Raw genomic sequence first — 24,320 nt, 5'->3', positions numbered from 1 at the left:
CATGTCGAAGCTTTCCATCACCCAGGCGTGCGCCGCCGCGGCATTGGTCGCGATGAGCTCCACCGCATTCGCTCAGGAAAACACCGCCGTGAATACAGCCGATCCGGCGCTGAACGCGACGGCCGACCCCTTGGCGAACGACACGACCAATGTGATCGTCACCGATCCGCTGGCCAACGATCCGCTGGCGACGACCACCACCACCACCGATCCGCTCGTCACCGAGCCGATGTTCAACGAGACCGAGCGCGATGACGGCGACGGGTTTCCCTGGGGCTTGCTCGGGCTGCTCGGGCTTGCCGGCTTGCTGGGAATGAGGCGGCGCGACGACGACGTTCGCGTCGACACCACTCGCAACACCCGCTGAACAGCTGAGGCCGCACGCTTTGGCTAGTGGACGTGCGACCTGGCGCTATTAAGTACGGGACACCAGCGAACGCAGCCGGCGCAGCAGTCCGCGGCGCGCGGTCGGCTCAAAATACTCACCCGGCCGTTCGGGGTCGAGAGCTTCGCGCTCGGCGATCGCGGCCTCGAGCGCGTTCGGTTCCTCGATGTGCAGCGGGACCAGGGTTCGGCCGCGGCCGCGTAATTCCTCGATCGTCGCCACCAGCGATCCGGTTGCTTCGAAGCGACTTCGAACGTCGTTAGGGGCAACTCCCAGATGCTCGGCGAGGAGGTCACACAGGATCGCTCCGATCCGGCTCGATGCGCCGGCGTTCGCCGCTCGGCCGCAATCGATCAGCAGGTCGCACTCGCTGTCGAGTCCCATCGAGCGGTTGTTCAAATTGGCCGAGCCGACCCGAAGCAGCTCGCCGTCGACGATCGTGATCTTCGAATGGACGTAAATGTCGCAGCCGCTGGCCGTGACCGGAGTGTAGACCCGCAGCCGGCCGTGCCGGTCCGCCTTCCACAGCATCTGAAGGAGCTTGGCCCGCGCCGGGCTCATCACCTCTTCCTCGACCCACCCTTCGACGATCTTCGGGTTAAGGATCACGAACTCCGGCCCTTCCGCCTCCTGCAGGCGCTCGCAGATCGCTTCGGCGACCACTCGCGAGGCGAAGAACTGGTTCTCGGCATAAAAGTAACGCCTCGCCCGGGCGACCACGTCGAGGAAGAGCGCCTCGATCTCGCGCACCTCGGACGCGTCCTTGTGCTCGCCGCGGGTGCGGGCGATTGCCACTTCGACGTCCTGGAACTGGGGCTCGAGCGCGTCCGGCCAAGGGTCGCTGTCCACCTTGGGCGCCTCGATGGGATCGCCGCCGGCCGTCTTCCATCGGTCGCGAGCGAGTTCGCCGAGCGCTTGCGCCGCTGCCCCGTCGACCGCCATCGTCGAGTCGTGCCAGGGCCGGTAGTGGCGCCCGGTCGTCGGCCGTCGGCGCCGCTTGTCGCCGTCGCGATGTTCGCGCGTGTCCCAACGGGTCGCGGTCATGTCGATCCCGCCGCAGAACGCGAGCCGGTCGTCGATGACGACGATCTTCTGGTGATGGCTCGCACCCGGCGGGTGGGCGCCGTCGAGCTTGAATTTGATCTGCGGGGTCCGCGCCCAGTTGATCAGCCGGAAGAGGGTGGTCCCGCGAGCGAGCAGCTTGGTCGCGCCCCAATCCCAGCGAAGGATGTGCACTTTGACCTGCGGCCGGTGCCTGGCCAGCCAGGAGATGAAGGAGCCGAGCGTCGGCGGGGCATCGTCGCCGTCCTCGTGGTCGAGCAGGATTCGAGTGTCGAAATCCCAGCCGATCAGCAGGATCTGCTTTTCGGCCGCCATCATCGCCCTGCGCACGAGATGGAAATAGTCGCACGCATCGACGATCAGCGCCGCCCGCCCGGCTCGCTCGATCCGCCAACAGTTCCGCCCCGGATCAAGCAACAAGGGTCCCCCCGGTACGCTATTCGAGCGGCCATACCGCGCTCTTCTTCGAAGGGCCACCGGCAGCTTTCGCAATAACCGCGCTTGCATTACCGTCCGCTTCCAATGGCCCGCGCCAAGCCCGTCGCGAAAGCACCACCGGCGATCGCCGCCTGGCTGGTGCACGCATTCACCGCCAGCGGGGCGGTGCTCGCGCTGCTCGCCTTGCTCGCGGTCGAGCAGCAGCGGTGGACGCTGGCGCTGGCATGGCTGGCGCTCTCCGGGGTGGTCGACGGAGTCGACGGCTCGCTCGCCCGCTGGGCGCGGGTCAAGGAACGAGTGCCGCGGATCGACGGCGATACGCTCGACCTGGTGATCGACTATTTGACCTATGTGTTCGTGCCGGCGCTGTTCATCTGGCGCGCCGAGCTGGTTCCGGCCGGCCTGGCGCCGTGGCTCGCGGCGGCGATCCTCGTTTCATCGCTGTACGTGTTCGCTCGCACCGACATGAAGACCGACGACGGCTATTTCCGCGGCTTCCCGGCGCTGTGGAGCGTGGTCGCCTTCTATCTTTTCGTCCTCCAGCCCGGAGCCACGATCGGCGCCGCGGTGGTCGTTCTGTTCGTCGTCATGACCTTCGCTCCGATCCACTTCGCCCACCCGTTCCGGGTCCGCGACTATGGCGTCTGGCTGCCGGCGGTGGCGATCCTGTGGATCGTCGCGACCTGCGCCTTGCTGTGGCCCGACTGGGGCGCGGCCGTGCGTTTCGCCATCTCGGCCGTCTCCGTCGCGACCGCCGCGACACTGCTCGCGATGGGCCTGCTGCGCAGCCTTCGCGGCCGCTAGAAGCGGTCGGGGAGGTTGACCGGGCCAACCAGCTCCTCGTGGCGGGCGATGGCGAAGCGGTCGGTCATCCCGGCGATGAAGTCGCCGATCCGGCGCAGCTGAGCGGTCTCGCCGCCGCCTTCGTCGGCATCGGTCCGCCACGCCTCCGGCAAGCTCTTCGGCTCGGCCCGATAGGCGGCGGCGAGGTTGGCGACGACCCGCTGGGCTTCCTTGCGCACCGGCACCAGCTCGGGTGAATTGTACAGCCGGTTGGTGAGGAACGCCTTGAGCGCCCGCTCCTCCTCAGCGAGCGCGGCCGAAAAGCCGACCAGCGGGCGCCCCGCCGAGCGCACCTCTGCGATCGTCTCGACCCCAGCCTCCGTGACCCGCCGCCGGGTCTCGTCGAGAACGTCGCCGACCATCGTCCCGATCTGGTCGCGGACCAGCGCCCGCTGCCGCCGGTCGGGCGCAATGTCCGGGTGCCGCTCGCCGATCTCACGCCAGTGCCGCGCCGCGATCGGCAGCGCGACCAGCTCGTCGAGCTCGAGGATCCCGGCCCGAAGACCGTCGTCGATGTCGTGATTGTCGTAGGCGATGTCGTCGGCGATCGCCGCGACCTGCGCCTCGAGTCCCGGCCAGCTGGCGAGCTCGAGGTCGAATTCTGAATTGGCCTCGGCCATCGCCCAATTGGGCGTCGTCACCGGACCGTTGTGCTTGGCAAGGCCCTCGAGCATGTCCCAGCTCAGGTTGAGCCCGTCGAAGTCCGCGTAGGGAGTCTCGAGCCGGGTGACGATACGGATGGTGTGCGCATTGTGGTCAAAGCCGTTTGCGTCGGCGAGCGCGGCGGTCAGCGCGTCCTCGCCGCCGTGCCCGAACGGCGGGTGGCCGAGGTCGTGGGCCAGGCACAACGCCTCGGTCAGGTCCTCGTTGAGGCCGAGCGCCCGAGCGATGGTCCGGCCGATCTGGGCGACTTCCAGGCTGTGCGTCAGCCGCACCCGGAAATGATCGCCGTCGGGGGCGATGAACACCTGCGTCTTGTGCCTGAGCCGGCGAAAGGCGACCGAGTGGATGATCCGGTCCCTGTCGCGGGAAAAGGCGTCGCGGGAGAACGCGTCGCGCTGGAAGACGTCGTGCGGGCTGCGCGAGCCGTTGTGATGCTCCGGATGGGCCCGGCCGCGCGATCGTTGCGGGTGCGCGGCCAAGGTTTCGGGAAGCATCATTCGGTGGGCAATTTCCTGATCATCGATCCGGGCGGGCTGGTCCAGCTAAACGCGTCGACTCGGACGCTTTCAAGGTCCTGAACGAAAATGTCGGCGTCCGTGGCGCTCCTGAACGGCCCGATCAGCAACCGGGAGCGGTCGGCGCTTTCGGCGACATAGCCGCTGATACCTTCGAAAAGCTCGCGGTGGCGGCTCTTCATTCGCCGGAACTGGTCCGGCAGAGCGTCGGGGTTGCTGCCGCTGGCGAGCTGTACCCAGACCCGCGGCCGGCTGGCCATCGCTGCCGCCGAGCTGTCTGGCGCACGGCGGCTTTGCGGCGGGATGCTCGCAATTTGAGTCGGCCGCGACGGCGCCGCGGACGCGTTCGGCCGCAGCACATTGTCGATGGTCGCGAGGCGGTCGCCCGACATCGGCATCGCGCCGGCGACATTCGCCCCCGGCCGGCTCGGGGCGGGCCGCGGCTGCGTCGCCGGCGCCGTCACTCGCGGCGGAGCGACATAGGCGTAGCTCGGCTGGCCGGTGTTGGGAAAGATGCCCAGATTGACCGCGGCCGCCTTCTGGTCCGAGCGGAGCGAGGGCAGCTTGGCGAAAAACGGCGCCATCCGCACCGACGAGCCCGGCATCACCGCGTCGAGCGAGCGCCGCGCTCCGTCGACGTCGCCCGACAGCGCAAGCACCAGCGCCCGGCACCGGTAGGCGCCCATGTCGGCTCGGGCGATGAGCGGCGCCAGAGTCGCGAGCGCAGCGTCCTTGTCGCCGGTCACCGCGAGGCTCAGAGCCAGCCGCCGCCGGGCCTCGTCGGCGTCGCGCCCGGCCAGCGCGGCTCGATAATCGGCCTGCGCATCCGAGTGGCGGCCCGTCAAATCGTAGGCGAGGCCGCGGTCGGCGCCCATCATCGCCGCGGTCGCGCCGAGCTGCCGCGCGCGCTCGAAGTAGCGCATCGCTCCATGGGCGTCGCCGTCGGACACCATCGCCGCGCCCAGTCCCGCTTTCGGCAGCGGGCTCGACGGGAAGGTCTCGTCGGCACGCCCGAAAAACCCGACCGCCGCGTGATGATCGCCGAGTTCGAGCGCCGCCTTGCCGGCTCCGATCAGCGCGAGGAAGTCCCTGGGCGATGACGCCAGCACTCGAATGTGCCGGTCGAGCGCCGCGGCCGGGGTTTCGCGCCAGGCCGGTTGCGCGGACACCGGCGCCGACGAGGCGGCGAGCGCGAGCCCGACCAGGCTGAGAATCAGCGCGGCGACGCGAACTCGGCGGGTGGAATGGGTGGCCATCGCGAACGTCATGGCGAAGAGGAGCTTGCGCAAAGCTTTATGGCTAGCTCGCCAGCGACGAGCCGTGCAGCCCCGGCGGTGAGACGGGGCTGCGGACGGAACGGACGGTTACTGGTTGTTCTGCCGGTTGAGGAAGCGCGGGATATCGATCGGCTCGGGACGATAGCCGCTCGGCTCCTCGTCCTCGCCCTGCGCCTTGGCGGCGCCACGCGCGATGTTCGACATGCGCTCGAACAAAGTGCCGCTTTCGCGCGCCGGTTTCGGCGGCTCGGGCTCACCGGCAAGATCCTCGGCCGCGCCGAAATCCTCATCGATCGGCGGCGCGATCGGTGCGCCCGAAACCGGGCTGGTCAAAATGTCCTCGGAGTCGAGCACCAGCTCGTCGCTGTCCTCGTCGGCCGGAAGTTCGAGCGGCATCGGATCCTCGTCGCTCGCGATCGGCAGCTCGGGCGCGGCGGCCGTCGCGGCCGTGGTGCGCGAGGCCGGGAAGGTGAACACCTTGCCGGGCTGCGCCTGGGTGCCGGTTTCGGCCTCGATACCGGTGGCGACCACCGACACGCGCAGCTTGCCGCCGAGATCGTTGTTGAACGCCGAGCCCCAGATGATGTTGGCGTCCGGGTCGACCAGCTCCTTGATGTGGCTCGCGGCTTCGTCGACCTCCATCAGCCGCATGTCCTCGCCGCCGGTGATCGAGATGATCACGCCCTTGGCGCCCTTCATGCTGACTCCGTCGAGCAGCGGGTTGGAGATCGCTTTCTCGGCGGCCTCGATGGCGCGGTTGTCGCCGACCGCCTCGCCGGTGCCCATCATCGCCTTGCCCATCTCGCCCATCACCGAGCGGACGTCGGCGAAGTCGAGGTTGATGAGGCCCGGCATCACCATCAAGTCGGTGATCCCGCGGACGCCCTGCTGGAGCACCTCGTCGGCCATTTCGAACGCTTCCTTGAAGGTGGTGTCCGAGTTGGCGAGCCGGAACAGATTCTGGTTGGGGATGACGATCAGCGTGTCGACGTGCTGCTGGAGCTCGTCGATGCCGGCATCGGCCGCACGGCCGCGGCGAGCCCCTTCGAATGCGAACGGCTTGGTGACGACGCCGACCGTGAGGATGCCCTTGTCGCGGGCCGTCTTGGCGATCACCGGCGCGGCGCCGGTGCCAGTGCCGCCGCCCATCCCGGCGGCGATGAAGCACATGTGCGTGCCTTCGAGAGCGCGCTCGATCTCGTCCAGAGTCTCTTCGGCGGCGGCGCGGCCGATCTCGGGCCGCGATCCGGCCCCGAGGCCCTGGGTGATCTTGAGGCCGAGCTGGATGCGGCGGTCGGCGCTCGATGAATTGAGCGACTGCGCGTCGGTGTTGGCGACGATGAAGTCGACTCCCTGGACGTCGGCGGCGATCATGTTGGCGACCGCGTTGCCGCCCGCCCCTCCAACTCCGATGACGCTGATCCGCGGGCGAAGCTCGTCGACTTCAGGCCGGACGAAATCGATGCTCATGACCAAAACCCCCTCAAGAAGCCCCAGAAAAGCGCAAGGTGCTGAACCTTCTGGGTGAATCATTGCATTATACGATTCCTCGCGCGAGCGAAAACGTCACCGAACAACAAAAAATTGGGGACAATAGTTGCGCCGAAGACTCAGTGTCCCGTGCTGGTGCAGAAGGATGCTAGCTAGAAGCCGCCGCGCATGGCGTCGATCAGCCGGCCGAACATGCCGGTCGCGGGCTTTTTCTGGGTGACGGTGCCGAGCGCGATGTCGCGGATGTCGCTGCTCCTCGAGCCGGCCAAAAACGCCAACCCGACCAGCGTCGAAAAAGCCGGTCCGCTGTGCGCGTCGGGAAGCCCGGTGATGGTCCGCGGCCGGCCGACCCGGACGGCTCGGCCGAGAACGCCCTGCATGTAGTCCGCGATGTTCTTCAGTTCCGCGCCGCCGCCGGTTAGCACCACCTGCCGGCCGACCGGGCCGGTGAAGCCGAGCTCCTTGAGCGCCGCCTCGATCTGGGCGGTCAGCTCCTCGACCCGCTGGCGGATCACCATCATCAGCTGCGCCCGGGTGATCCGCGTCGGCTCGGCGTCTTCCTCGGCGCCGATCTGGGTCGCCTCGATCATCTCGTGATTGTCGCGTGGCGAGGTCATCGCCGATCCGTAAAAGCATTTGAGCCGCTCGGCGTCGCGCCGCTGGACCCCGAACGCGCAGGCGATGTCGTCGGTGACGTCCTTGGCGCCCAATGCGATCGAGCGCAGCCCGACCAGCATTCCGCCGGCGTGGAGCGAGACGTTGGTGACTTCGGCGCCGAGCTCGACCAAGGCGACGCCCAGTTCGCGTTCCTCCTCGGTCAGGCAGGCGATCGCCGCGGCGACCGGCGAGGCGACGATCGCCTTGACCCCCAAATGCGCCGAGCGGATCACGTAATCGATGTTCCGAAGCGGCGCCGGATCGGCGGCGACGACGTGGATGTCGACCCCGAGCCGGTCGGCGTGGAGTCCGGTTGGGTGCTTGACGCCCTCGACTCCGTCGATGGTGTAGAGCGCGGGGTGGGCGTGGAGCACGACCTGGCCGCCGCGATCGAGCGCGTTGCGGCCGCCGGCGAGCAATTGGTCGATGTCCGACTGCTCGATCTGGTGACCGCCGAGCTCGACCTCGACATTGGCGACGTCGCTGACCAGCCCGCCGGCGCCGTAGCTCGCCCACACCTCGTCGATGGTCACGCCCGACATCCGCTCGGCGAGCTCGACCGCCTCGCGGACCGCGAATTCGCTCGCTTCCATGTCGGTGATGTAGCCGCGCTTGACGCCGCGGCTTTCGCGCTGGCCGGTGCCGAGCACGCGCAGCCGCCCGTCGTCGTCGGACGTGACGATCAGCGCGCTGACCTTGGACGAGCCGATGTCGAGCGCGGCGATCAGCCTGGTGTCGGCGGGCGACGACATCGTGCTGGCGTTATCCTTCCGACGCGGCTTCGGGAGTGATCGCCTCGCCCGGCGCCCGCGGCAGTCGGACGGTCATCTTGCCGGGAACCCGCAGGTCGAACCGCACCAGGCCGCGGCCGAGCAGGCCCGACGAACGGTCGACCTTGGCGAACTTGGTCAGCGCCTGGCGCGCCGCGCCTTCGTCTTCCGGCAGTGCGACCGTCTCGCCGGTCTGGAACGCGAGGTCCCAGCGGCGCCGCCCGATCCAGGTCGCCGAGGCCAGCTGCGGCTTGAGGGTCGGAACCAAATCCATCAGCCGGCCGAGATCGCGCGCGCGGGCGTTGGCTCCGGGCCCGATCAACAGCGGCAGGTCCGGCATCTGGTCGACCCGCACCCGGTCGAGCACCACGCCATCGCCGTCGATCAGCGCCAGCTGCTGCTTGTCCTGCCACAGCGCTTCCGGCCGTCGCTCGACGATGTCGATCACCAGAGTATCGGGCAGGCGCCGCGACACCCGGGCGTCCTTGACCCAGCCGAACTGCAGCAGCCGGTTGCGGATCGCGGCGACGTCGACCAGGGGCTGGGCGGGCTTCGAGCCCCCAGCGCTTTCCGACGCCTGGCGAAGCTCGTCGACGATCACCGCGTCGACCTGCGCCCGGTTCATCCGGTTGAGGCCGACGATCCGGTAGCCGCTGACGGTGAAGCCCGCTCGGCCGATCGCCGCCCCCGTCGAGGTCGCCGCCTTCGACGGGATGTCGAGCGCGATCACCACCACCACCCCCATCGCCAGCAGGAACGCGCTAAACGCGAGCCCCGCCAATCGGTTGGCGCGTGCCTGACCAGCCTTGCCGGCGCCCCGCTTCGGCTTGGCCTTGCGCTGCTTGGGGCGGGCGGGGCCACCGCGTCGGACGTGCGCGGCGGTCATTCGCGCCCCTCCAGGGCCTCGGCGATCAGCCGCTCGACCAGCTCGCCGTAGTCGATGCCTCGATACCTGGCCTGTTCGGGCACCAGGCTCAGCGGAGTCATGCCCGGCTGGGTGTTGACCTCGAGCAGATAGACGCCGGCCTCGCCAGCCTCGTCGTCCCAGCGGAAATCCGACCGCGACGCGCCCTTGCAGCCCAGCAGCCGGTGCGCCTTTGCCGCCATGTCCATCATCGAGCGCGCCACCTCGTCCGGCACCTGGGCCGGGCAGATATGCTCGGTGAGGCCGTCGGTGTACTTCGCCGCATAGTCATAGAAGCCGGCCTTGGGCTTGAGCTCGGTCACGGCCAGCGGCTCATCGTTGAGGACGGCGACGGTGAGCTCGCGGCCGCGAATGAACGGCTCGGCGAGAAGCTCGTCGAACTCGTGCCAGGGGCCGGGAACGTCGCGGCCGATGGGATTGCCGTAATTGCCGTCGGCGGTCACGATCGCGACTCCGACCGACGAGCCCTCGTTGACCGGCTTCAGCACATACGGCCGGGCCATCGGATCGGCGGCGAACAGGCTCTCGCTCTCGACCATCTCGCCGGCCGGCATGCGGATGCCGTGCGGCACCAGCACCTTCTTGGTCAGCTCCTTGTCGATCGCGATCACCGACGTCTCGAGCCCGCTGTGGGTGTAGGGGACCTGCATCAGGTCGAGCATCCCCTGGACGGTCCCGTCCTCGCCCGGAGTCCCGTGCAGCGCGTTGAACACGACGTCGGGCCGAACCGCAGTGATCAGCTGGGCGACGTTGCGGTCCATGTCGATCTCGGTGACGTTGGACCAGCCGCGCTCGCGCAACGCCTCGACGATGCCGCGGCCGCTGGACAGCGACACCTCGCGCTCGGCCGACCAGCCGCCCATCAGCACGACGACGTGCAAATCCCTGTTCACGGTGCCGTTCACTCGCTGCCGATCCGCTGGATTTCCCACTCGAGTGAGATGTTGGTCTTCGCCCGCACGCGACGCCGGACCTCTTCGCCCAGCGCCTCGATGTCGGAGCTCGTCGCGCTTCCTAGGTTCAACAGGAAATTGCAATGCTTTTCCGAGACTTGGGCGCCGCCCAAAGTCATTCCCCGGCAGCCGGCGGCATCGATCAGAGCCCAGGCCTTGTGGCCCGGAGGGTTCTTGAAGGTCGAGCCGCCGGTTCGGCTTCGGATCGGCTGCGCTTCCTCGCGCGCCGCGGCGATGCGCTCCATCTCGGCGCCGATTGCCGCCGGATCGCCGCGCATTCCGCGGAAGGTCGCTCCGACCACCACCGCCCCTTGCGGCACTTGGCTGTGGCGGTAGCGGTAGCCGAGCTTCTCCAGCGGCCATTCCTCGATCTCGCCCGATCGCGATACGAGCGTCGCCGAGACCAGGATATCCTGCACCTCACGGCCATAGGCGCCGCCGTTCATCCGCACGAAGCCGCCGACCGTGCCGGGGATTCCGCGCAGGAACTCGAGGCCGGCGATCCCGGCGTCGCGCGCACTCGACGAGACCAGGATCCCGCTCGCCCCGCCGCCGCAGCGCAGCCGCGTGTCGTCCAATTGCTCGATGCTTGCGAACGCCTTGCCGAGCCGGACGACGACGCCCGGCACCCCGCCGTCGCGGACGATCAGGTTCGAGCCAAGCCCCAGCGCCATCACCGGCACGTCGGGATCGAGACCGCGCAGGAATTCGGCGAGGTCGTCGGCCTCGGCCGGCTCGAACAGCCATTCGGCATTGCCGCCGCTCTTGAACCACACCAGCGGCGCCAGCGGCGCCTCCTTGGTCAGCCGGCCGCGGACCTTCGGCATCTCGGCGACGTCGCTCATTTCGACGCTCTCGCTTTCCCGATGCCGTCGGCCAGCCCGGCCGCCCATTTGGTGATGTCCCCGGCGCCCATGCAGATGATCAGATCGCCCTCGGCGGCCAGGTCGCGCAAGCTCTCGGCGAGCTCCTCGGCGTTGTCGACCAGCTTGACCATCCGGTGCCCGCGGGCGCGCAGGCCCTCGACCAGGGCGGTGGAATCGACGCCCTCGATCGGCTCCTCGCCGGCCGCGTAAACCGGCGCCACCAGGACGATGTCGGCGTCGTTGAAGGCGCTTTGGAAGTCGTCCATCAGCGCTTGCAGACGCGTGTAACGGTGGGGCTGCATCACCGCGATGACCCTGGCCCCGGTTGCTCCATCAGCGTCCTCCAACAGGCTCTGGGCGCTCTCGCGGGCGGCGGCCAGGACCGCCCGGATTTCGACCGGGTGGTGGGCGTAATCGTCGATGATCACCGCTCCGCCGACCTCGCCGACGCGGGTGAAGCGGCGCTTGACGCCCTCGAACCGCTCGAACCCCTCGACGATCTTGTCGTCGTCGATCCCGAGCTCGATCGCGACGGCAATCGCGGCCAAGGCGTTCTGGACATTGTGCCGGCCCGGCATCGGCAGCTGGATCGCCTCGATCGTCCGCCGCGATCCGTCGCGCTGCAGGACGACGGCGTCAAATCGGGTGCCGCCGTCGCGCGGAGCGACATTGTCGGCGCGCAGGTCGGCGAGCGCCGAGAAACCGTAAGTCACCACTCGGCGGTCGCGGATTCGGCTGAGCAAAGTCTGCACTTCGGGATGGTCGACGCACAGCACCGCCAGCCCGTAGAACGGCACGTTCTCGATGAACTCGACGAACGCGTCCTTGACCCGGTCGAAGCTGCCGTAATGCTCGACATGCTCGGGATCGACGTTGGTGACGACCGCGATGGTCCCGTCGAGCCGCAGGAAGCTGCCGTCGCTTTCGTCGGCCTCGACGACCATCCAGTCGCTCTTTCCGAGCCTCGCGTTGGAGCCGTAGCGGTTGATGATCCCGCCGTTGATCACCGTCGGGTCGAGCCCGCCGGCGTCGAGCATCGCGGCGATCATCGAGGTCGTCGTCGTCTTGCCGTGGGTTCCGGCGACCGCGATGGTCTTTTGCATCCGCATCAGCTCGGCGAGCATCTCGGCGCGGCGGACCCGGGGCAGCCGCCGCTCCGCCGCCGCGTCGACCTCCGGATTGCCGTCCTTGATCGCACTCGAACAGACGACCACCGCCGCCTCGCCGAGATTGTCGGCGCTGTGGCCGATGGTGACCGGGATCCCGGCCTTGCGCAGCTTCTCGATCACATAATTCTCGGCGATGTCGGAGCCCTGCACCTTGTAGCCGAGCTGGTGCATCACTTCGGCGATCCCGGACATTCCGATGCCGCCGATGCCGACGAAGTGGATCGTCCCGACGTCGGTCCCGAAAGCCTTCATTTTTGAAGGCGTCTTTTCACAGGCGCCGCCCTCATGCCGGGACTCCACCGGCAAAGGCGGGGCGGCTGCGCGGAGTCAGCGACGAGCCGACCAGAAGCGGCGCCAGGCCGCCTCCGATCCGCTCGGCCAGGTCGGCAAGGTCGCGAGCCGCGTGCGGGCGACCGACCGACAGCGACCGGGCGGCGGCGTTGGCGAGCGCCAGCGGATCGGCGGCCATCGCCTCGATCTGCCGAGCCAGGACCGGCGGCGTGAAATCGGTCTGCGGGATCGTCCGAGCTCCGCCCGCCCTGGTCATCTCGCGCGCGTTGACGGTCTGGTGGTCGTCGGTGGCCGACGGGAACGGGATCAGGATCGCCGGCCGCCCGGCGGCGGTCAGCTCGGCGACGGTCGAGGCTCCGGCTCGGCCGATCACCAGATGCGCTTCGGCGAGCTTGTCGGCCATGTCCTCGATATAGGTCATCAGCTCGGCCGGGATGCCGAGCTCGGCGTAGCGCGCCCGAACCCGCTCGATGTCGTCGGCGCGGCACTGCTGGATGATTTGCAGGCGGCGGCGAAGCGACGGCTTGAGCAGTCCCAGCCCCTCGGGGACGACCGTGCCGAGAACGGTCGCGCCCTGGCTTCCGCCGGTGATCAGGATCTTCAGCGGAGCGACCTCGTCGAACGCCGGGAACGGCATTTCGCCGAGCCGCGCGATCTCCTCGCGGACCGGGTTGCCGACCACCACGATCTTGTCCTTGTGGCGCGGCTTCAGGCGCTCGACCCGCTCGAACGCGGTGGCGATCGCCGCCGCGTCGCCGGCCAGCAGCCGGTTGACCCGCCCGAGCACCGCATTCTGCTCGTGGAGCAGGCTCGGGATCCGCATCGACGACGCGGCAAGCAGCGACGGGAAGGCCGGATAGCCGCCGAAGCCGACGACCGCGTCGGGCCGGTGGTTGCGGTAGAGGCCGCGCGCCTCGCCGCGCCCGGCAATGACCGAGCTCAGCGCCTTGAGCCAGCCGATCGGCCCGCCGCCCAGCCGCCCGGCCGGGAGGATATGCACCGGCACCTTGTCGAACAGGCCCGGGAAGCGGGCGCCGCGCTCGTCGGTGATCAGCATCACCCCATGGCCGCGGGACTTGAGCTCGGCGGCAAGGGCATGGGCTGGGATCATGTGTCCGCCGGTCCCCCCGGCGGCGAGAACGAAGTTCATCCCGGCCATGGCTTCATTGCGGAAAATCCCCGCTCCATTTGACGACGTAGGGCGAGCGGGTGAGATACGGGTTTCGGCGGGTGAAAGCGAGCAGCAAACCCATGCCGATCGACAGCGCCAGCATCGAGCTTCCGCCATAGCTAATGAACGGCAGGGTCATGCCCTTGGACGGCGCGATCTGGACGTTGACCGCCATGTTGATCATCGCCTGCAACCCGAAGGTGATCACCAGCCCCGCCGCGGCGAGAATGGCGAAGGTCGAATCCTCGTCGAGCAGCTTGATCAGCACCCGGACGACGATGGTCAAATAGAGGAGCGCGATCGCCAGGCAGGCGATCAGCCCGAACTCCTCGCCGATCACCGAGAAGATGTAGTCGGTGTGCGGCTCGGGTAGGCCGAACTTGCGGGTGCCGCCGCCCGGGCCCATGCCGAACAGCCCGCCGGCGGTCAGCGTGCGCATCGCATTGTCGGTCTGGAAGGTGTCGCCCTCGCCGAACAGGAAGCCGTCGATGCGCGCGGTCGCGACGTCGTAGGTGAAATAGGCGATCACCACGCCGACGATCACCGCGATTCCGAGCCCGCCGATCGCCCGCAGGCTGATCCCCGCCAGCGCCAGCATCGCGATCCACACGCAGCCGAAGATGATCGTGCTCCCGAAATCGGGCTGCTGCATCAGCAGCACCGCGACCCCGCCGGTGACCAGCGCCGACAGAGCGAACACCGGCAGCGATTTGTCGCCTTCGCGCAAGGACAGCAGCCAGGCCATCGCCACCACGTAGAAAGGCTTCAAGAACTCCGAGGGCTGCAATTGCCCGACACCGATGTCGATCCAGCGCTTGGCGCCGTTGATCTCGGGGCCGAGCACCGGAACGAAGATCAGAAGCACGAAAAAGAATGCGGCTCCGAACAGCGACAGCCGCCGCGCCCGCTCCCGCGACAACATCGAGATGGCGATCATCACCGGCACTCCGACCGCGATCCAGGCGATCTGGCGGTAGAAATAATAGAGCTCGCCGAACTGGACCGAGCCGCCCGAATAGCGTGTCGCCGCGGCCGGCGAGGCCGCCGCGACCGCGATCAGGCCGATGCCGATCAGGACGCTGACCAGAAGCAGCAGCACCCGGTCGATTTCCCAGAACCAGCGCCCCGCCGCCGACCGGTCCGACCGGCCGTAGCGGTTCGGGTCGGCCCATGCGGCGCTGGCCTTGATCCGTCCGGACAGGCTTGTGCTCATAACGCCCCCACAACTTGGCGGAACTTGTCGCCGCGCTCCTCGAAATCCCTGAACTGGTCGAAGCTCGCGCACGCCGGCGAAAGCAGCACCGTGTCCCCTGCCTGGGCATCATCTGCGGCGGCTTTCACCGCGACCTCAAGCTCGCGACAATTTTTCACCGGCATGTGCGGCTTCAACAGCCGCTCGAACAGCTCGGCCGCCTCGCCGATGGTGTAGGCCGAGCGGACATGGCCGAAGTGCGGCTCGCATTCGTCGAGATCGTCGCTCTTCGCCTGGCCGCCGCAGATCCAGCGGATCGCCGGGAACGCCGCCAGCGCCGGCGCCGCCGCGGTCGGGTTGGTGGCCTTGCTGTCGTTGACGAAAATCACGCCGTTGCGCTCGGCGACCCGCTCCATGCGGTGCGGCAGTCCGGGGAATGTGCGGAGGGCTTCTGCCTCCGATGGCCACATTCCGACGGCAGCATCCACCGCGGCTATCGCAGCTGCAGCATTCTGCATGTTGTGCGGACCCTGTAACGCCGGCCAATTGGTCTCGGTCAGCCGCTCGCCATCTAAATTGAGCCGAGGCTGGCGTCTAATGACTCCCGCCTTAGCGATCGAAACACCCTCGGCTGTCCAGCCTCCAGTGGTTCGCACTAAGGCTGCGCGGCCACCGAGTTTTTCAGCGATGCTACTAGTGAGATCGGATTCGGCAACAACAACCGCGGCGCATTCAGGCGACTGCATCTCGAACAGCCGAAGCTTTGACGCCGCATAAGCCTCGAAGCTGTCATAGCGATCCAGATGATCGGGGGTGATGTTGAGCAGCACGGCGACGTCGCAATCGAGGCTTTGCGTCAGGTCGAGCTGGTAGCTCGATAGTTCCAGCACATAGACCCCGCCTTCCAGGAGCGGGTCCTGCGCGAGGATCGGCAGGCCGATGTTGCCGCCCATCGCGCTGGGCACGCCGGCGGTCTGCAGGATGTGATGGACGAGCGCGGTGGTCGTCGACTTGCCGTTGGTGCCGGTGATCCCGACCACCTTGTGCTCTGGAAGCTCGGGCCGGGCGCGGGCGAACAGCTCGATGTCGCCGATGATCTCGACCCCCGCCTCGCGCGCCCGCTTCGCGATCGGGTGGCGGTTGAGCGGCACGCCGGGCGACACCACCAGGCTGTCGAACTGGCTCAGGTCGGCGGCGTCGAGGTCCGCTAGCTCCGCGCCCGCCGGCGCCTTGGCCCGAGCGTCCGCGCTGGCATCCCAAGCCGTCACCTTCGCACCGCTCGCCAGCAATGCCTCGGCGGTCGCCAGCCCCGAGCGCGCGAGCCCGTACACCGCGTAGTGCTTCCCGGCGAAGGCGCGAGCGGTGATCACCTCAGCTTCAGCGTGCTGAGGCCCGCCAGAGCCAGCACGAAGCTGACGATCCAGAAGCGGATGACGATGGTCGGCTCCGACCAGCCGATGTGCTCGAAGTGGTGGTGGATCGGCGCCATCCGGAAGATCCGCTTGCCGGTGCGCTTGTAGACCATCACCTGGATCACCACCGAGGCCGCCTCGAGGACGAACAGCCCGCCGACGATCACCAGCGCAAACTCGTGGTGGGTGGCGACCGCGACCGCGCCCAGCGCCCCGCCGAGCGCCAGGCTGCCGGTGTCGCCCATGAAGACCGCGGCGGGCGGCGCGTTGAACCACAGGAACGCGAGCCCCGCGCCGACGATCGCCAGGCACAGCACGGTCAAATCGCCGACCCCGAGCAAATGCGGAATTCCGAGATATTCGGCGAAGCGCGCGTTGCCGACCAGATAAGCGATCAGCAGGAAGGCGATCGAGGCGATAATCACCGGCATCGTCGCCAGCCCGTCGAGCCCGTCGGTCAGGTTCACCGCATTGCCGAACGCAACGATCACGAAGGCGCCGAAGGCGACGTAGAACCAGCCGAGGTCGACCACCGGACCCTGGACGAACGGCACGTAGAGGTGGGTATTGCCGGCCTGGACGATCAGCCAGGTGGCGAAGCCGGCGATCAGGAACTCCAGCGCGAGGCGCATCCGTCCCGAAAGCCCGGCGTGGTGCGCTTTCTTGAGCTTGTCGTAATCATCGAGGAACCCGATCAACCCGAAGCCCGCCGTGACCAGCAGGCACGCCCACACATAGGGGTTCCTGAGGTCCATCCACAGCAGCACCGAGACCGAGACCGAAATCAGGATCAGAAGGCCGCCCATGGTCGGAGTGCCGCTCTTGGCGAGGTGGCTCTGCGGCCCGTCGGAGCGGATCGGCTGGCCCTTCCCCTGGCGGGTTCGCAGATAGGAGATGAACCACGGACCGAGTAGAAGGCCGATCGCCAGCGCGGTCGCGCTCGCCGCCCCGGCCCGGAAGCTGATGTAGCGGATGAGGTTGAGCAGGCCGGGAAACCCGAGCTCTTCGGCAATCACATAGAGCATGGCTGAAGCCCTGACACTCGTTCGACCAGCCTCGCAAGCCCGACCGAATTGGACGCCTTGACCAGCACCGCGTCGCCGGGCCGGGCGATCCTCAGCAGAATTTCGGCCGCCTCGTCGACGCCCGTTGTCCGATCGACCGGAACCTGGCCCTCGAGCGCGTCGGCCAGCGGCCGCATTTCCTCGCCGATCAGCACCAACCGGTCGACCCGAGCGTCGATCACCGCTGGAGCGAGGCCCGCGTGGAGTGCGTCGCTATGGCTGCCGAGCTCGCGCATCGGCCCAAGCACCGCGATCCGCCGCTCGACGTGGGCCTCGGAGCCAAGGCTCTTCAAAGTCGCGGCCACGGACGCCGGGTTGGCGTTGTAACTCTCGTCGATCAGCAGCAGCTCGCCGCCCTCGACCGCGACCCGATGGCGCTCGCCGCGGCCCTTCAGGGCGGACATGTCGGCCAGCCCCAGGCCGGCCGCGGCGACGTCGCCGCCGACCGCCTCGACCGCAGCCAGCGCCGCCAGAGCGTTCGACACCCAATGGTCGCCGCGCTGGGAAATCGTGAACGTCAGGTCGCAGTCGAGCAGCGACGCAGTGATCAGGCTGCCGCCGCCGTGCGAGCTGACCGCGTGAACCGCATGAATATCGGCATCGCCGCCTCCGAAGGTGATGATTCGGTCCGCGTGGCGGCGCGCCGCCTGGACCAGACGGTCGCGGTGCGGACTGTCGTTGGGAACGATCGCGACCCCGCCCGACTCGTCGCCGGGAAACGACTCCAGTCCCTGGAAGATCTCCGCCTTGGCGTCGGCGATCGCCTCCTCCGAATGGAGGTTCTCGATATGCGCCGGGGCGATCGCGGTGATCACCGCGACATGCGGCCGAACCAGCCGAGTCAAAGCGGCGATCTCGCCGGCGTTGTTCATCCCCAGCTCGAGCACGGCGAAGTCGCAGTCGCGCGGCATCCGGGCGAGGCTCAGCGGGACTCCGGTGTGGTTGTTGTAGCTCTTGACCGAGCGGTGGACCCGGCCGCGCCGCCAGCGCTCGAGGCCCGCGTAGATCGCCTCCTTGGTGCTGGTCTTGCCAACCGAACCGGTGACCGCGACGATCCTTGCGCGCGAGCGCTGGCGCGCCGCCCGGCCGAGCGCTTCGAGCGCCCGCGCGGTATCGTCGACGAGCACGTGCGGAGCGGCGATGGCCCGCGACACGATTGCCCCGGCGGCGCCCGCCGCGATCGCTCCGGCGACGAACTCATGGCCGTCGTGGACCGTCCCCGGCATCGCCACGAACAGGTCGCCAGCCCGCACTTCGCGGCTGTCGAAGGTGACTCCCGTGACTTCAAATTCGCCGTGAACGCTGCCGCCGGTCGCGTCGGCGATCTCGCTCGATGTCCACAGGACGCTCATGCCGCGCACTCGCGGGCGACCACCACATCGTCGAACGGAAGCACCCGGTCGCCGATGATCTGCCCCTGCTCGTGACCCTTGCCGGCGACCAGCACGATGTCGCCCGAGCGGGCGATCCGGATCGCCTCGGCAATGGCTTCGCGGCGGCCGGCGATCTCGCTCGCGCCCGGCGCTCCGGCCAGCACTTCGGCGCGGATCTTGGCCGGATCCTCGGTGCGCGGATTATCGTCGGTGACGATGACCAGGTCGGACAATCGCGACGCGACCGTTCCCATCTGTGGCCGCTTGCCCTGGTCGCGGTCGCCGCCGGCTCCGAACACGGTGATCAGCCGCCCTTCCACGTGCGGCCGCAACGCCGCGATCGCCGCCTCGAGAGCGTCGCCGGTGTGCGCGTAATCGATGTAGACCGGCACCCCGCCGCGGCTGATCACCGCGCGCTCGAGGCGGCCGCGCACCGGCGACACCCGCTGCATCGCCGAGAACGCCGCCTCGAAGCTCGTGCCGGTCGCCATCACCAGGCCGGCCGCGACCAGCACGTTGGCCGCCTGGTAAGCGCCGATCAACGGCAGGGCGAGCTTGTGGGTCGTGCCGCCGTGGCTGAGCGAGACCGTCTGGCCGAGCGGGGTGGGCACCTGGTCGAGCAACCGGATCGTCTCGCCCTCGCGGCCGACCGTCATCAGCCTGCTGCCGCGGCGGCGAACCCGCTCCATCACCTCGCCCGACCTGGCATCGTCGGTCCACACCACCGCGGTCGCGTCGGGCGGGAGCAGCTCGTCGAACAGCCGCATCTTGGCCTCGAAATACGCGTCCATCGACGGGTGGTAGTCGAGATGGTCGCGGCTGAAACTGGTGAACGCCGCGGCCGCGAGCCGGACGCCTTCGCAGCGGTGCTGGTCGAGCCCATGGCTGGACGCCTCGTAGGCGACATGGCTGATGCCCATCCGCTCGAGCCCGGCCATGTTGGACAGGAAGGTGACGATGTCGGGGGTCGTCAGCCCGGTCTTCACCTGGTCGTCCGACGTGGTGACCCCGAGCGTTCCGATCGACGCCGAGCGCTGGCCGCTGATCCGCCACATCTGCCGGGTCATCTCGACCGTCGAGGTCTTGCCGTTGGTGCCGGTGACCGCGACCACGACCTCCGGGTACGGCGCGAAGAATTTCGCAGCGAGGCTGGCGAATAGACGCCGCGGCTGCTCGTCGGCGAGGTGCGGCACTTTCTCGACCTTCGCCTCGGGCCGAGCGACGACCGCCACCGCACCGCGGGTCACGGCCTGGCCGATGAAGTCCTCGCCGTCGAACACCTGGCCTTTAAACGCTCCGAACACGCTTCCCGGCGCGACCTTGCGATGATCGATCGAAAAGCCGGTGACCTCGGAATCGGATTCGACGCCGGCAAGCTCCCGAAGGCGCACGGTGTCAGCGCTCCGTCGCGTTGACGAAGGGCAGCACCTCGGCGAGGTTCGCCTCGCGCTTCTTGTCGGGACGAACTTCGAGCATCGGCGCGATCCGGCTGACGGTTCGGCTGATCACCGGGGCGACGTTCCAGCCGGCGGTCCGGAAGCCGTAGGTCTTGGCGGTCGCCTTGGGTTCGTCGAGCATGGCGACGATCACATAGCGGGGTTCGTCCATCGGGAAAACGCCGGCAAAGCTGGTCACCATCAGCGACCGGTTGTGATATTTTTCGGCGCTTCCGGTCTTGCCGCCGACCCGGTAGCCCGGCGCGTCCGCCTTGCGCCCGGTGCCGTGCGTGACCACCAGCCGAAGCAGCGATCGCATCTTGTAGCTGGTGTCCTCGCTGAACACCCGGCGGCCCGCGCTGACCGGGTGGGTGCGGTCGACCTTGATCAGCGTCGGGGGCCGGTAGATGCCGCCGTTGAACAAGGTCGCGTAGCCGGTCGCGAGGTGGAGCGGAGTGACCGCGATTCCATGCCCGTAGCCGACGGTCATCGTCTCGATCTGGTTCCAGTTCTTGCCCGGGTTGAGCGTTCGCCCGCGTTCCTTCAGCTCGATCGCGATCGGGCTCAGGAATCCCATCTTGTCGAGGAACTCACGCTGCCGGCTGGAACCAATCTGAGCGGCGATCTGCGCGGTGCCGATGTTGGAGCTTTCCTTCATGATCTCGGCGACCGTGCACGAACGGCCGAAGGGGTGCGTGTCGTTGATCGTCCGGCCGGCGACCTGCAGCTGGTTCGGGCAATGGTAGATCTGGCCGAGCGACTTGATCACTCCGGAGTCCATCGCCATCGCGACGGTGAAGGGTTTGTAGGTCGAGCCGAGCTCATAGATGCCGAGAGTCGCCCGGTTGAACCGCGCCTCTTCCGAACCCTGCCCGGCCGCGTTGGGATTGAGCTGCGGAAGCGAGGTCATCGCCAGCACTTCGCCGGTGTGGATATCCATGACGATGCCGGCCGCTCCGATCGCCGAGAACTCGGTCATCGCAGCCAGCAGCTCGTGCTCGAGCGCCTGCTGCAGCCGGCTCGAGATCGACAGGGTCAGCGGCTCGCTGCGGGTGGCGGGGTCGGACAGCCGCTCGTCGAATGCGCGCTCGATGCCGGCGTTGCCGCGGCCGTCGACATCGGTGTAGCCGATGACGTGCGCGGCGAGGCTCGTCTGCGGGTAGAGCCGGTCGGGCTCGCGGTCGAGCGAGAGCCCCGGCTCGCCCAATGCGTTGACCGCCTGGACCAGTTCGGGCGGCGCCCGGCGGCGCAGATAGAAGAAGTTGCGGCCCGAACGCAGCATCGCGTGATAGGTCGCCGCGTCGCGCTCCGGCATCAGCCGAGCCAGCGCCCGGGCGATATCGAGCTTGTCGCCGATCACCTTGTTCGGGTGCATGCCGATGGTCCAGGCATCAATGGTCCGCGCCAGGGGCTGACCATCGCGATCGACGATGTCGCCGCGTTCCGGAATCAGCGCGGTGATCCCGACCTTGCGACCGGCGTGGTCGCCGAACGCCGCGAGGAACAGGATCCGCGCGACGATCAGTGCAATCACACCGGCGTACACCAGCATTCCGAACATCAGCCGCTGGTGCATTATGGCCAGGATTTGGCGTCTTTGGCCGACAAGGCGGAGCCGCTCAGGCCGTTGGGCGACGAGGGCGGACGTCGGCGCGTTCATTGCTTCGAGCCGGAGTCCTTGCCGGAGGCATTGGTGGTTGAAGCGAGCTTCTTCGGCTTGGCCGCGGAAGCGAGCGGCGCGAGCGGGTCGGATGCCGACGGCTTGCGCTCGGCCGTCGCCGGCTTGGCTTTCGCGGGCGGAGCCTTGGCGACTTTGGTGGGTGGGGCTTTTGAAGTCGTCGCCGGCTCGCGCTCAGCGGTCGCCCGCTTGGCAGTCGCGAGCGGAGCCTTGGCGGTTTTCGCGGACGGGACTTTGGCCGCCGGGGCCTTCGCAGAAGCCGCGGGCTTTTGGATCGGCTTTTCGGGCTCCGCCCTCGGCGCGGCGACCGCATTCTCGGCGGGCCGGAGCGCGCGCTTGAGGCTGGCGACGTGGAGCATCTCGCCGGCCGAAACCCCTTCGCCTTGCGGCGCCGGTTGCGGCTGCCGGCCTTCGACCTGCGGCTTGGGCCCGTTCGCGGGAGCCGCGGCGAGCACCACCGGAGCGTCGAGATCGACCTTGTCCTGCGGAGCGACCAGCCTGGCGAGCGCGAAGCCGCCGTCGAGGAACTGGTCGGCCGACGGCGCCGACAGCGCCAGCACCTTGACGTTCCAGCGCTCGAGCTGGGCGAGCCGGCCGCGGGTGCCGATCTCGGTCTGCAACAGCCTGATGTCGCGCTGGGCGAGCACGATCCGGGTTTCGACATGCTCGAGCGCGGCGCGTTCGGAAGCGACCCGCAGCGAAACCAAATAGCAGCCAAGCGCGGCTCCGGCGCAGCTCGCGACCATGAACACCGAACGGAAGCTCCGACCGCTCATTGCAAGTGCTCCTTTCCGCCCTCGAAGGCCTTCCCGCCCTCGAAGGCCTTTCCGCCCTCGAAGGCCTTTCCGCCCTCGAAGGCCTTTCCGCCCTCGAGCGCCTTTCCGGACTGCCACGCGGGCGCGGCGGTCCGCACCGCGCTCCTCAGGCGGGCCGACCTCGCGCGCGGGTTCGCGGCCATCTCGCGCTCGGACGGCGAGACCGGCTTGGCGACCCGCTCGAATGTCGGCTGGGCCGGATCGGTGAGGACCGGGCGGTGGCGCGAGCCGGCCGGGGTCGCTCCGCTGCGTGCCCGCAGGAAGCGCTTGACGATCCGGTCCTCGAGGCTGTGGAAGGTGACTACCGCAAGCCGTCCGCCGGGCTTAAGCGCCCGCTCGGCGGCGGCGAGGCCGTCCTCCAATTCGTCGAGCTCGGCGTTCAGGTGAATCCGGATCGCCTGGAAAGTGCGGGTCGCGGGATCGGTCCGTTGCCCGGGGCGGAAGCCGGCGGCGCGGCGGACGATCGCGGCGAGTTCGGCGGTGCGCTCGATCGGCCGCGCGGCAGCGATCGCACGGGCGACGGCGCGGGCCCGCGGCTCCTCGCCATAATCCTTGAGGATGCGCGCGATCTCGGCCTCGTCGGCCTGGTTGAGGAATTCCGCCGCGGTCAGCCCCGACTTCGACATGCGCATGTCGAGCGGGCCGTCGGACTGGAACGAAAAACCGCGCGCGGCGGTGTCGATCTGCATCGACGACACGCCGATATCGAGCGCGATGCCGTCGACCAGGCCGATGCCGCGCTCCGCCAGCACCCGGTCCATTTGCGAAAAGCGCTCTTCGATCAGGGTCAGACGCCCCGAGCTAATGGCGTCCGGAACGAGTGTCGGCCCTTGCGCGATCGCATCCGGATCGCGGTCGAAGCCGATCACTCGCCCCGCCCCCGCCGCAAGCATGGCGGCCGTGTAGCCGCCCGCCCCGAAAGTCCCGTCGACCAAAGTCTCGCCACGGGCAATGGCGAGCGCCTGGACGACTTCATCGAGCAGCACCGGCACGTGCGAGGAGCTTGAGCGGGGACCGGAGGAAGAGCGCGTCATGCGCCAAGCCCCCTCTCCTCGAGCCGGTAGCGCGCGATGTCCTTCATGTCCTCGGGGATGCGGGCATCCTCGAGGAACAGCGCCGGGTTCCAGATCTGGAAGGTCTCGCCGGCGCCGAGGAACAGCGCGAGGTCCTCGAGCGAACCCTTGCGGCGCATCATCGGCGGCAGGACGATGCGGCCGGAGCTGTCGTAGGGCACTTCCTCGGTGGCGGCGAAGGCCATCAGATTGCGTTGCTGATATTCGAGCTGGGCGTCGGGGCTGGTCTCTTCCTTTTCGAGCAGCCGCTCGAGCTTGCCGTGCTTCAATGCCGCGTAGGCGGGGTCGTAGGCGCTGAGGCAGGGGAAGGATTCGTGGGCGGCGAGGACGATGCTCCGGGCATCGCCGCGGCGCTCGATGACGCCGCGCAAAAAGGCGGGAACGGAGACGCGGCCCTTGCCGTCGACCGCGTTCAGCGCGCTGCCCTGGAACAGATGCTCAAGCGCCACGACCACTCCCCGTTCGCAGCGCAACGGGATCCGTTCACGGGCGCGCGGATTGACCGCCACGTTCCCGCGTCAGGGTAGAATTGGATGGGTCTTCCCCCGCGCTACAGACGATGTTGGTAACTCAACCATGCGCGGGATACAATGGGTTTTGATGCCACTTCATGGGAATTCATGGAAAGCGGCGGATTAACGCGGGTTTTTCGCGTCAGATCTTGGGGTTGTTCCTCACCTGTTCTTCATTGTCTCCACTGTGGATAAGTCTGTGCGCATCGATTCGCCTTTGCGACTCGGTCGGGGCGAGCCGAATCAGCGGTCGATCGCGGCCAGCTCCGCCATAATTGCACTCAGGTTG

Annotated in this window: 21 protein-coding genes; 2 read left to right on the top strand and 19 right to left on the bottom strand. The window is 68.3% G+C overall.

Annotated elements, in window-relative coordinates:
• The first annotated feature begins 1 nt into the window (after nt 1).
• Nucleotides 2–367: a WGxxGxxG family protein gene (locus H0T81_RS03270; RefSeq protein ID WP_294009734.1), complete on the top strand. Its 366-nt coding sequence runs from the start codon at nt 2–4 to the stop codon at nt 365–367.
• 48 nt (nt 368–415) lie between these two features.
• Here the strand turns inward: H0T81_RS03270 and H0T81_RS03265 are convergent, their stop codons facing one another.
• Entirely contained in the window at nt 416–1,864 is a 1,449-nt protein-coding gene (locus H0T81_RS03265) for a phospholipase D-like domain-containing protein (RefSeq protein ID WP_294009732.1), read from the bottom strand.
• Nucleotides 1,865–1,969: 105 nt separating this feature from the next.
• On the opposite strand from H0T81_RS03265, the gene H0T81_RS03260 reads away from it, so the two are divergent.
• Nucleotides 1,970–2,689, top strand: coding sequence for a CDP-alcohol phosphatidyltransferase family protein (locus H0T81_RS03260; protein ID WP_294009729.1), 720 nt, complete (start codon nt 1,970–1,972; stop codon nt 2,687–2,689).
• On the opposite strand, the gene H0T81_RS03255 is transcribed toward H0T81_RS03260, so the two are convergent.
• The 18 genes from H0T81_RS03255 to H0T81_RS03170 all read right to left on the bottom strand — a co-directional run bounded on the left by H0T81_RS03255 (nt 2,686) and on the right by H0T81_RS03170 (nt 24,028).
• Nucleotides 2,686–3,888, bottom strand: coding sequence for a deoxyguanosinetriphosphate triphosphohydrolase (locus H0T81_RS03255; RefSeq protein ID WP_294009726.1), 1,203 nt, complete (start codon nt 3,886–3,888; stop codon nt 2,686–2,688). The two genes, H0T81_RS03260 and H0T81_RS03255, sit on opposite strands and share 4 nt — an antisense overlap.
• Nucleotides 3,885–5,162: a hypothetical protein gene (locus H0T81_RS03250; protein ID WP_294009724.1), complete on the bottom strand. Its 1,278-nt coding sequence runs from the start codon at nt 5,160–5,162 to the stop codon at nt 3,885–3,887. The genes H0T81_RS03255 and H0T81_RS03250 overlap by 4 nt, the downstream gene beginning before the upstream one ends.
• Before the next feature lie 108 nt (nt 5,163–5,270).
• On the bottom strand, nt 5,271–6,653 hold the full coding sequence (gene ftsZ, locus H0T81_RS03245) for a cell division protein FtsZ (RefSeq protein ID WP_294009722.1): 1,383 nt from the start codon (nt 6,651–6,653) through the stop codon (nt 5,271–5,273).
• Between the two features lie 173 nt (nt 6,654–6,826).
• Nucleotides 6,827–8,083, bottom strand: coding sequence for a cell division protein FtsA (gene ftsA, locus H0T81_RS03240; protein ID WP_294009720.1), 1,257 nt, complete (start codon nt 8,081–8,083; stop codon nt 6,827–6,829).
• 10 nt (nt 8,084–8,093) lie between these two features.
• On the bottom strand, nt 8,094–8,987 hold the full coding sequence (locus H0T81_RS03235) for a cell division protein FtsQ/DivIB (RefSeq protein WP_294009718.1): 894 nt from the start codon (nt 8,985–8,987) through the stop codon (nt 8,094–8,096).
• Nucleotides 8,984–9,919 carry a D-alanine--D-alanine ligase gene (locus tag H0T81_RS03230; RefSeq protein ID WP_294009716.1) on the bottom strand — a complete coding sequence of 312 codons (936 nt, stop codon included), beginning with the start codon at nt 9,917–9,919 and terminating at the stop codon, nt 8,984–8,986. The genes H0T81_RS03235 and H0T81_RS03230 overlap by 4 nt, the downstream gene beginning before the upstream one ends.
• Before the next feature lie 8 nt (nt 9,920–9,927).
• Complete coding sequence (gene murB, locus H0T81_RS03225) at nt 9,928–10,824, bottom strand: UDP-N-acetylmuramate dehydrogenase (protein WP_294009714.1); 897 nt, start codon at nt 10,822–10,824, stop codon at nt 9,928–9,930.
• The gene (murC, locus tag H0T81_RS03220) at nt 10,821–12,266 is read right to left on the bottom strand and encodes a UDP-N-acetylmuramate--L-alanine ligase (RefSeq protein WP_294009711.1); all 1,446 of its coding nucleotides are present in this window, start codon (nt 12,264–12,266) and stop codon (nt 10,821–10,823) included. Before murC ends, murB begins: the two co-directional genes overlap by 4 nt.
• A gap of 31 nt (nt 12,267–12,297) precedes the next feature.
• Nucleotides 12,298–13,464, bottom strand: coding sequence for an undecaprenyldiphospho-muramoylpentapeptide beta-N-acetylglucosaminyltransferase (murG, locus tag H0T81_RS03215; protein WP_294009708.1), 1,167 nt, complete (start codon nt 13,462–13,464; stop codon nt 12,298–12,300).
• Nucleotides 13,465–13,468: 4 nt separating this feature from the next.
• Complete coding sequence (locus tag H0T81_RS03210) at nt 13,469–14,689, bottom strand: putative peptidoglycan glycosyltransferase FtsW (RefSeq protein ID WP_294009705.1); 1,221 nt, start codon at nt 14,687–14,689, stop codon at nt 13,469–13,471.
• Nucleotides 14,686–16,038 (bottom strand): UDP-N-acetylmuramoyl-L-alanine--D-glutamate ligase, encoded by a 1,353-nt coding sequence (gene murD / locus H0T81_RS03205; RefSeq protein WP_294009702.1) that lies wholly within the window; start codon nt 16,036–16,038, stop codon nt 14,686–14,688. The genes H0T81_RS03210 and murD overlap by 4 nt, the downstream gene beginning before the upstream one ends.
• The gene (gene mraY, locus H0T81_RS03200; protein WP_294009700.1) at nt 16,035–17,105 is read right to left on the bottom strand and encodes a phospho-N-acetylmuramoyl-pentapeptide-transferase; all 1,071 of its coding nucleotides are present in this window, start codon (nt 17,103–17,105) and stop codon (nt 16,035–16,037) included. The genes murD and mraY overlap by 4 nt, the downstream gene beginning before the upstream one ends.
• Nucleotides 17,093–18,496: a UDP-N-acetylmuramoyl-tripeptide--D-alanyl-D-alanine ligase gene (gene murF / locus H0T81_RS03195; protein WP_294009697.1), complete on the bottom strand. Its 1,404-nt coding sequence runs from the start codon at nt 18,494–18,496 to the stop codon at nt 17,093–17,095. The genes mraY and murF overlap by 13 nt, the downstream gene beginning before the upstream one ends.
• The gene (locus tag H0T81_RS03190; protein WP_294009694.1) at nt 18,493–19,908 is read right to left on the bottom strand and encodes a UDP-N-acetylmuramoyl-L-alanyl-D-glutamate--2,6-diaminopimelate ligase; all 1,416 of its coding nucleotides are present in this window, start codon (nt 19,906–19,908) and stop codon (nt 18,493–18,495) included. Before H0T81_RS03190 ends, murF begins: the two co-directional genes overlap by 4 nt.
• Before the next feature lie 4 nt (nt 19,909–19,912).
• Complete coding sequence (locus tag H0T81_RS03185; RefSeq protein ID WP_294009691.1) at nt 19,913–21,529, bottom strand: penicillin-binding protein 2; 1,617 nt, start codon at nt 21,527–21,529, stop codon at nt 19,913–19,915.
• 80 nt (nt 21,530–21,609) lie between these two features.
• On the bottom strand, nt 21,610–22,407 hold the full coding sequence (locus H0T81_RS03180) for a hypothetical protein (RefSeq protein ID WP_294009688.1): 798 nt from the start codon (nt 22,405–22,407) through the stop codon (nt 21,610–21,612).
• On the bottom strand, nt 22,404–23,480 hold the full coding sequence (gene rsmH / locus H0T81_RS03175) for a 16S rRNA (cytosine(1402)-N(4))-methyltransferase RsmH (protein ID WP_294009684.1): 1,077 nt from the start codon (nt 23,478–23,480) through the stop codon (nt 22,404–22,406). Before rsmH ends, H0T81_RS03180 begins: the two co-directional genes overlap by 4 nt.
• Complete coding sequence (locus tag H0T81_RS03170; RefSeq protein ID WP_294009682.1) at nt 23,477–24,028, bottom strand: division/cell wall cluster transcriptional repressor MraZ; 552 nt, start codon at nt 24,026–24,028, stop codon at nt 23,477–23,479. The genes rsmH and H0T81_RS03170 overlap by 4 nt, the downstream gene beginning before the upstream one ends.
• Between the last annotated feature and the right edge of the window lie 292 nt (nt 24,029–24,320).

Source organism: Sphingomonas sp. (genome assembly GCF_013812825.1).
Classification (GTDB): Bacteria; Pseudomonadota; Alphaproteobacteria; order Sphingomonadales; family Sphingomonadaceae; genus Sphingomicrobium.
The sequence above is the reverse complement of the archived record's forward strand: the minus strand, read 5'-3'. Positions and strand labels throughout refer to the sequence as shown.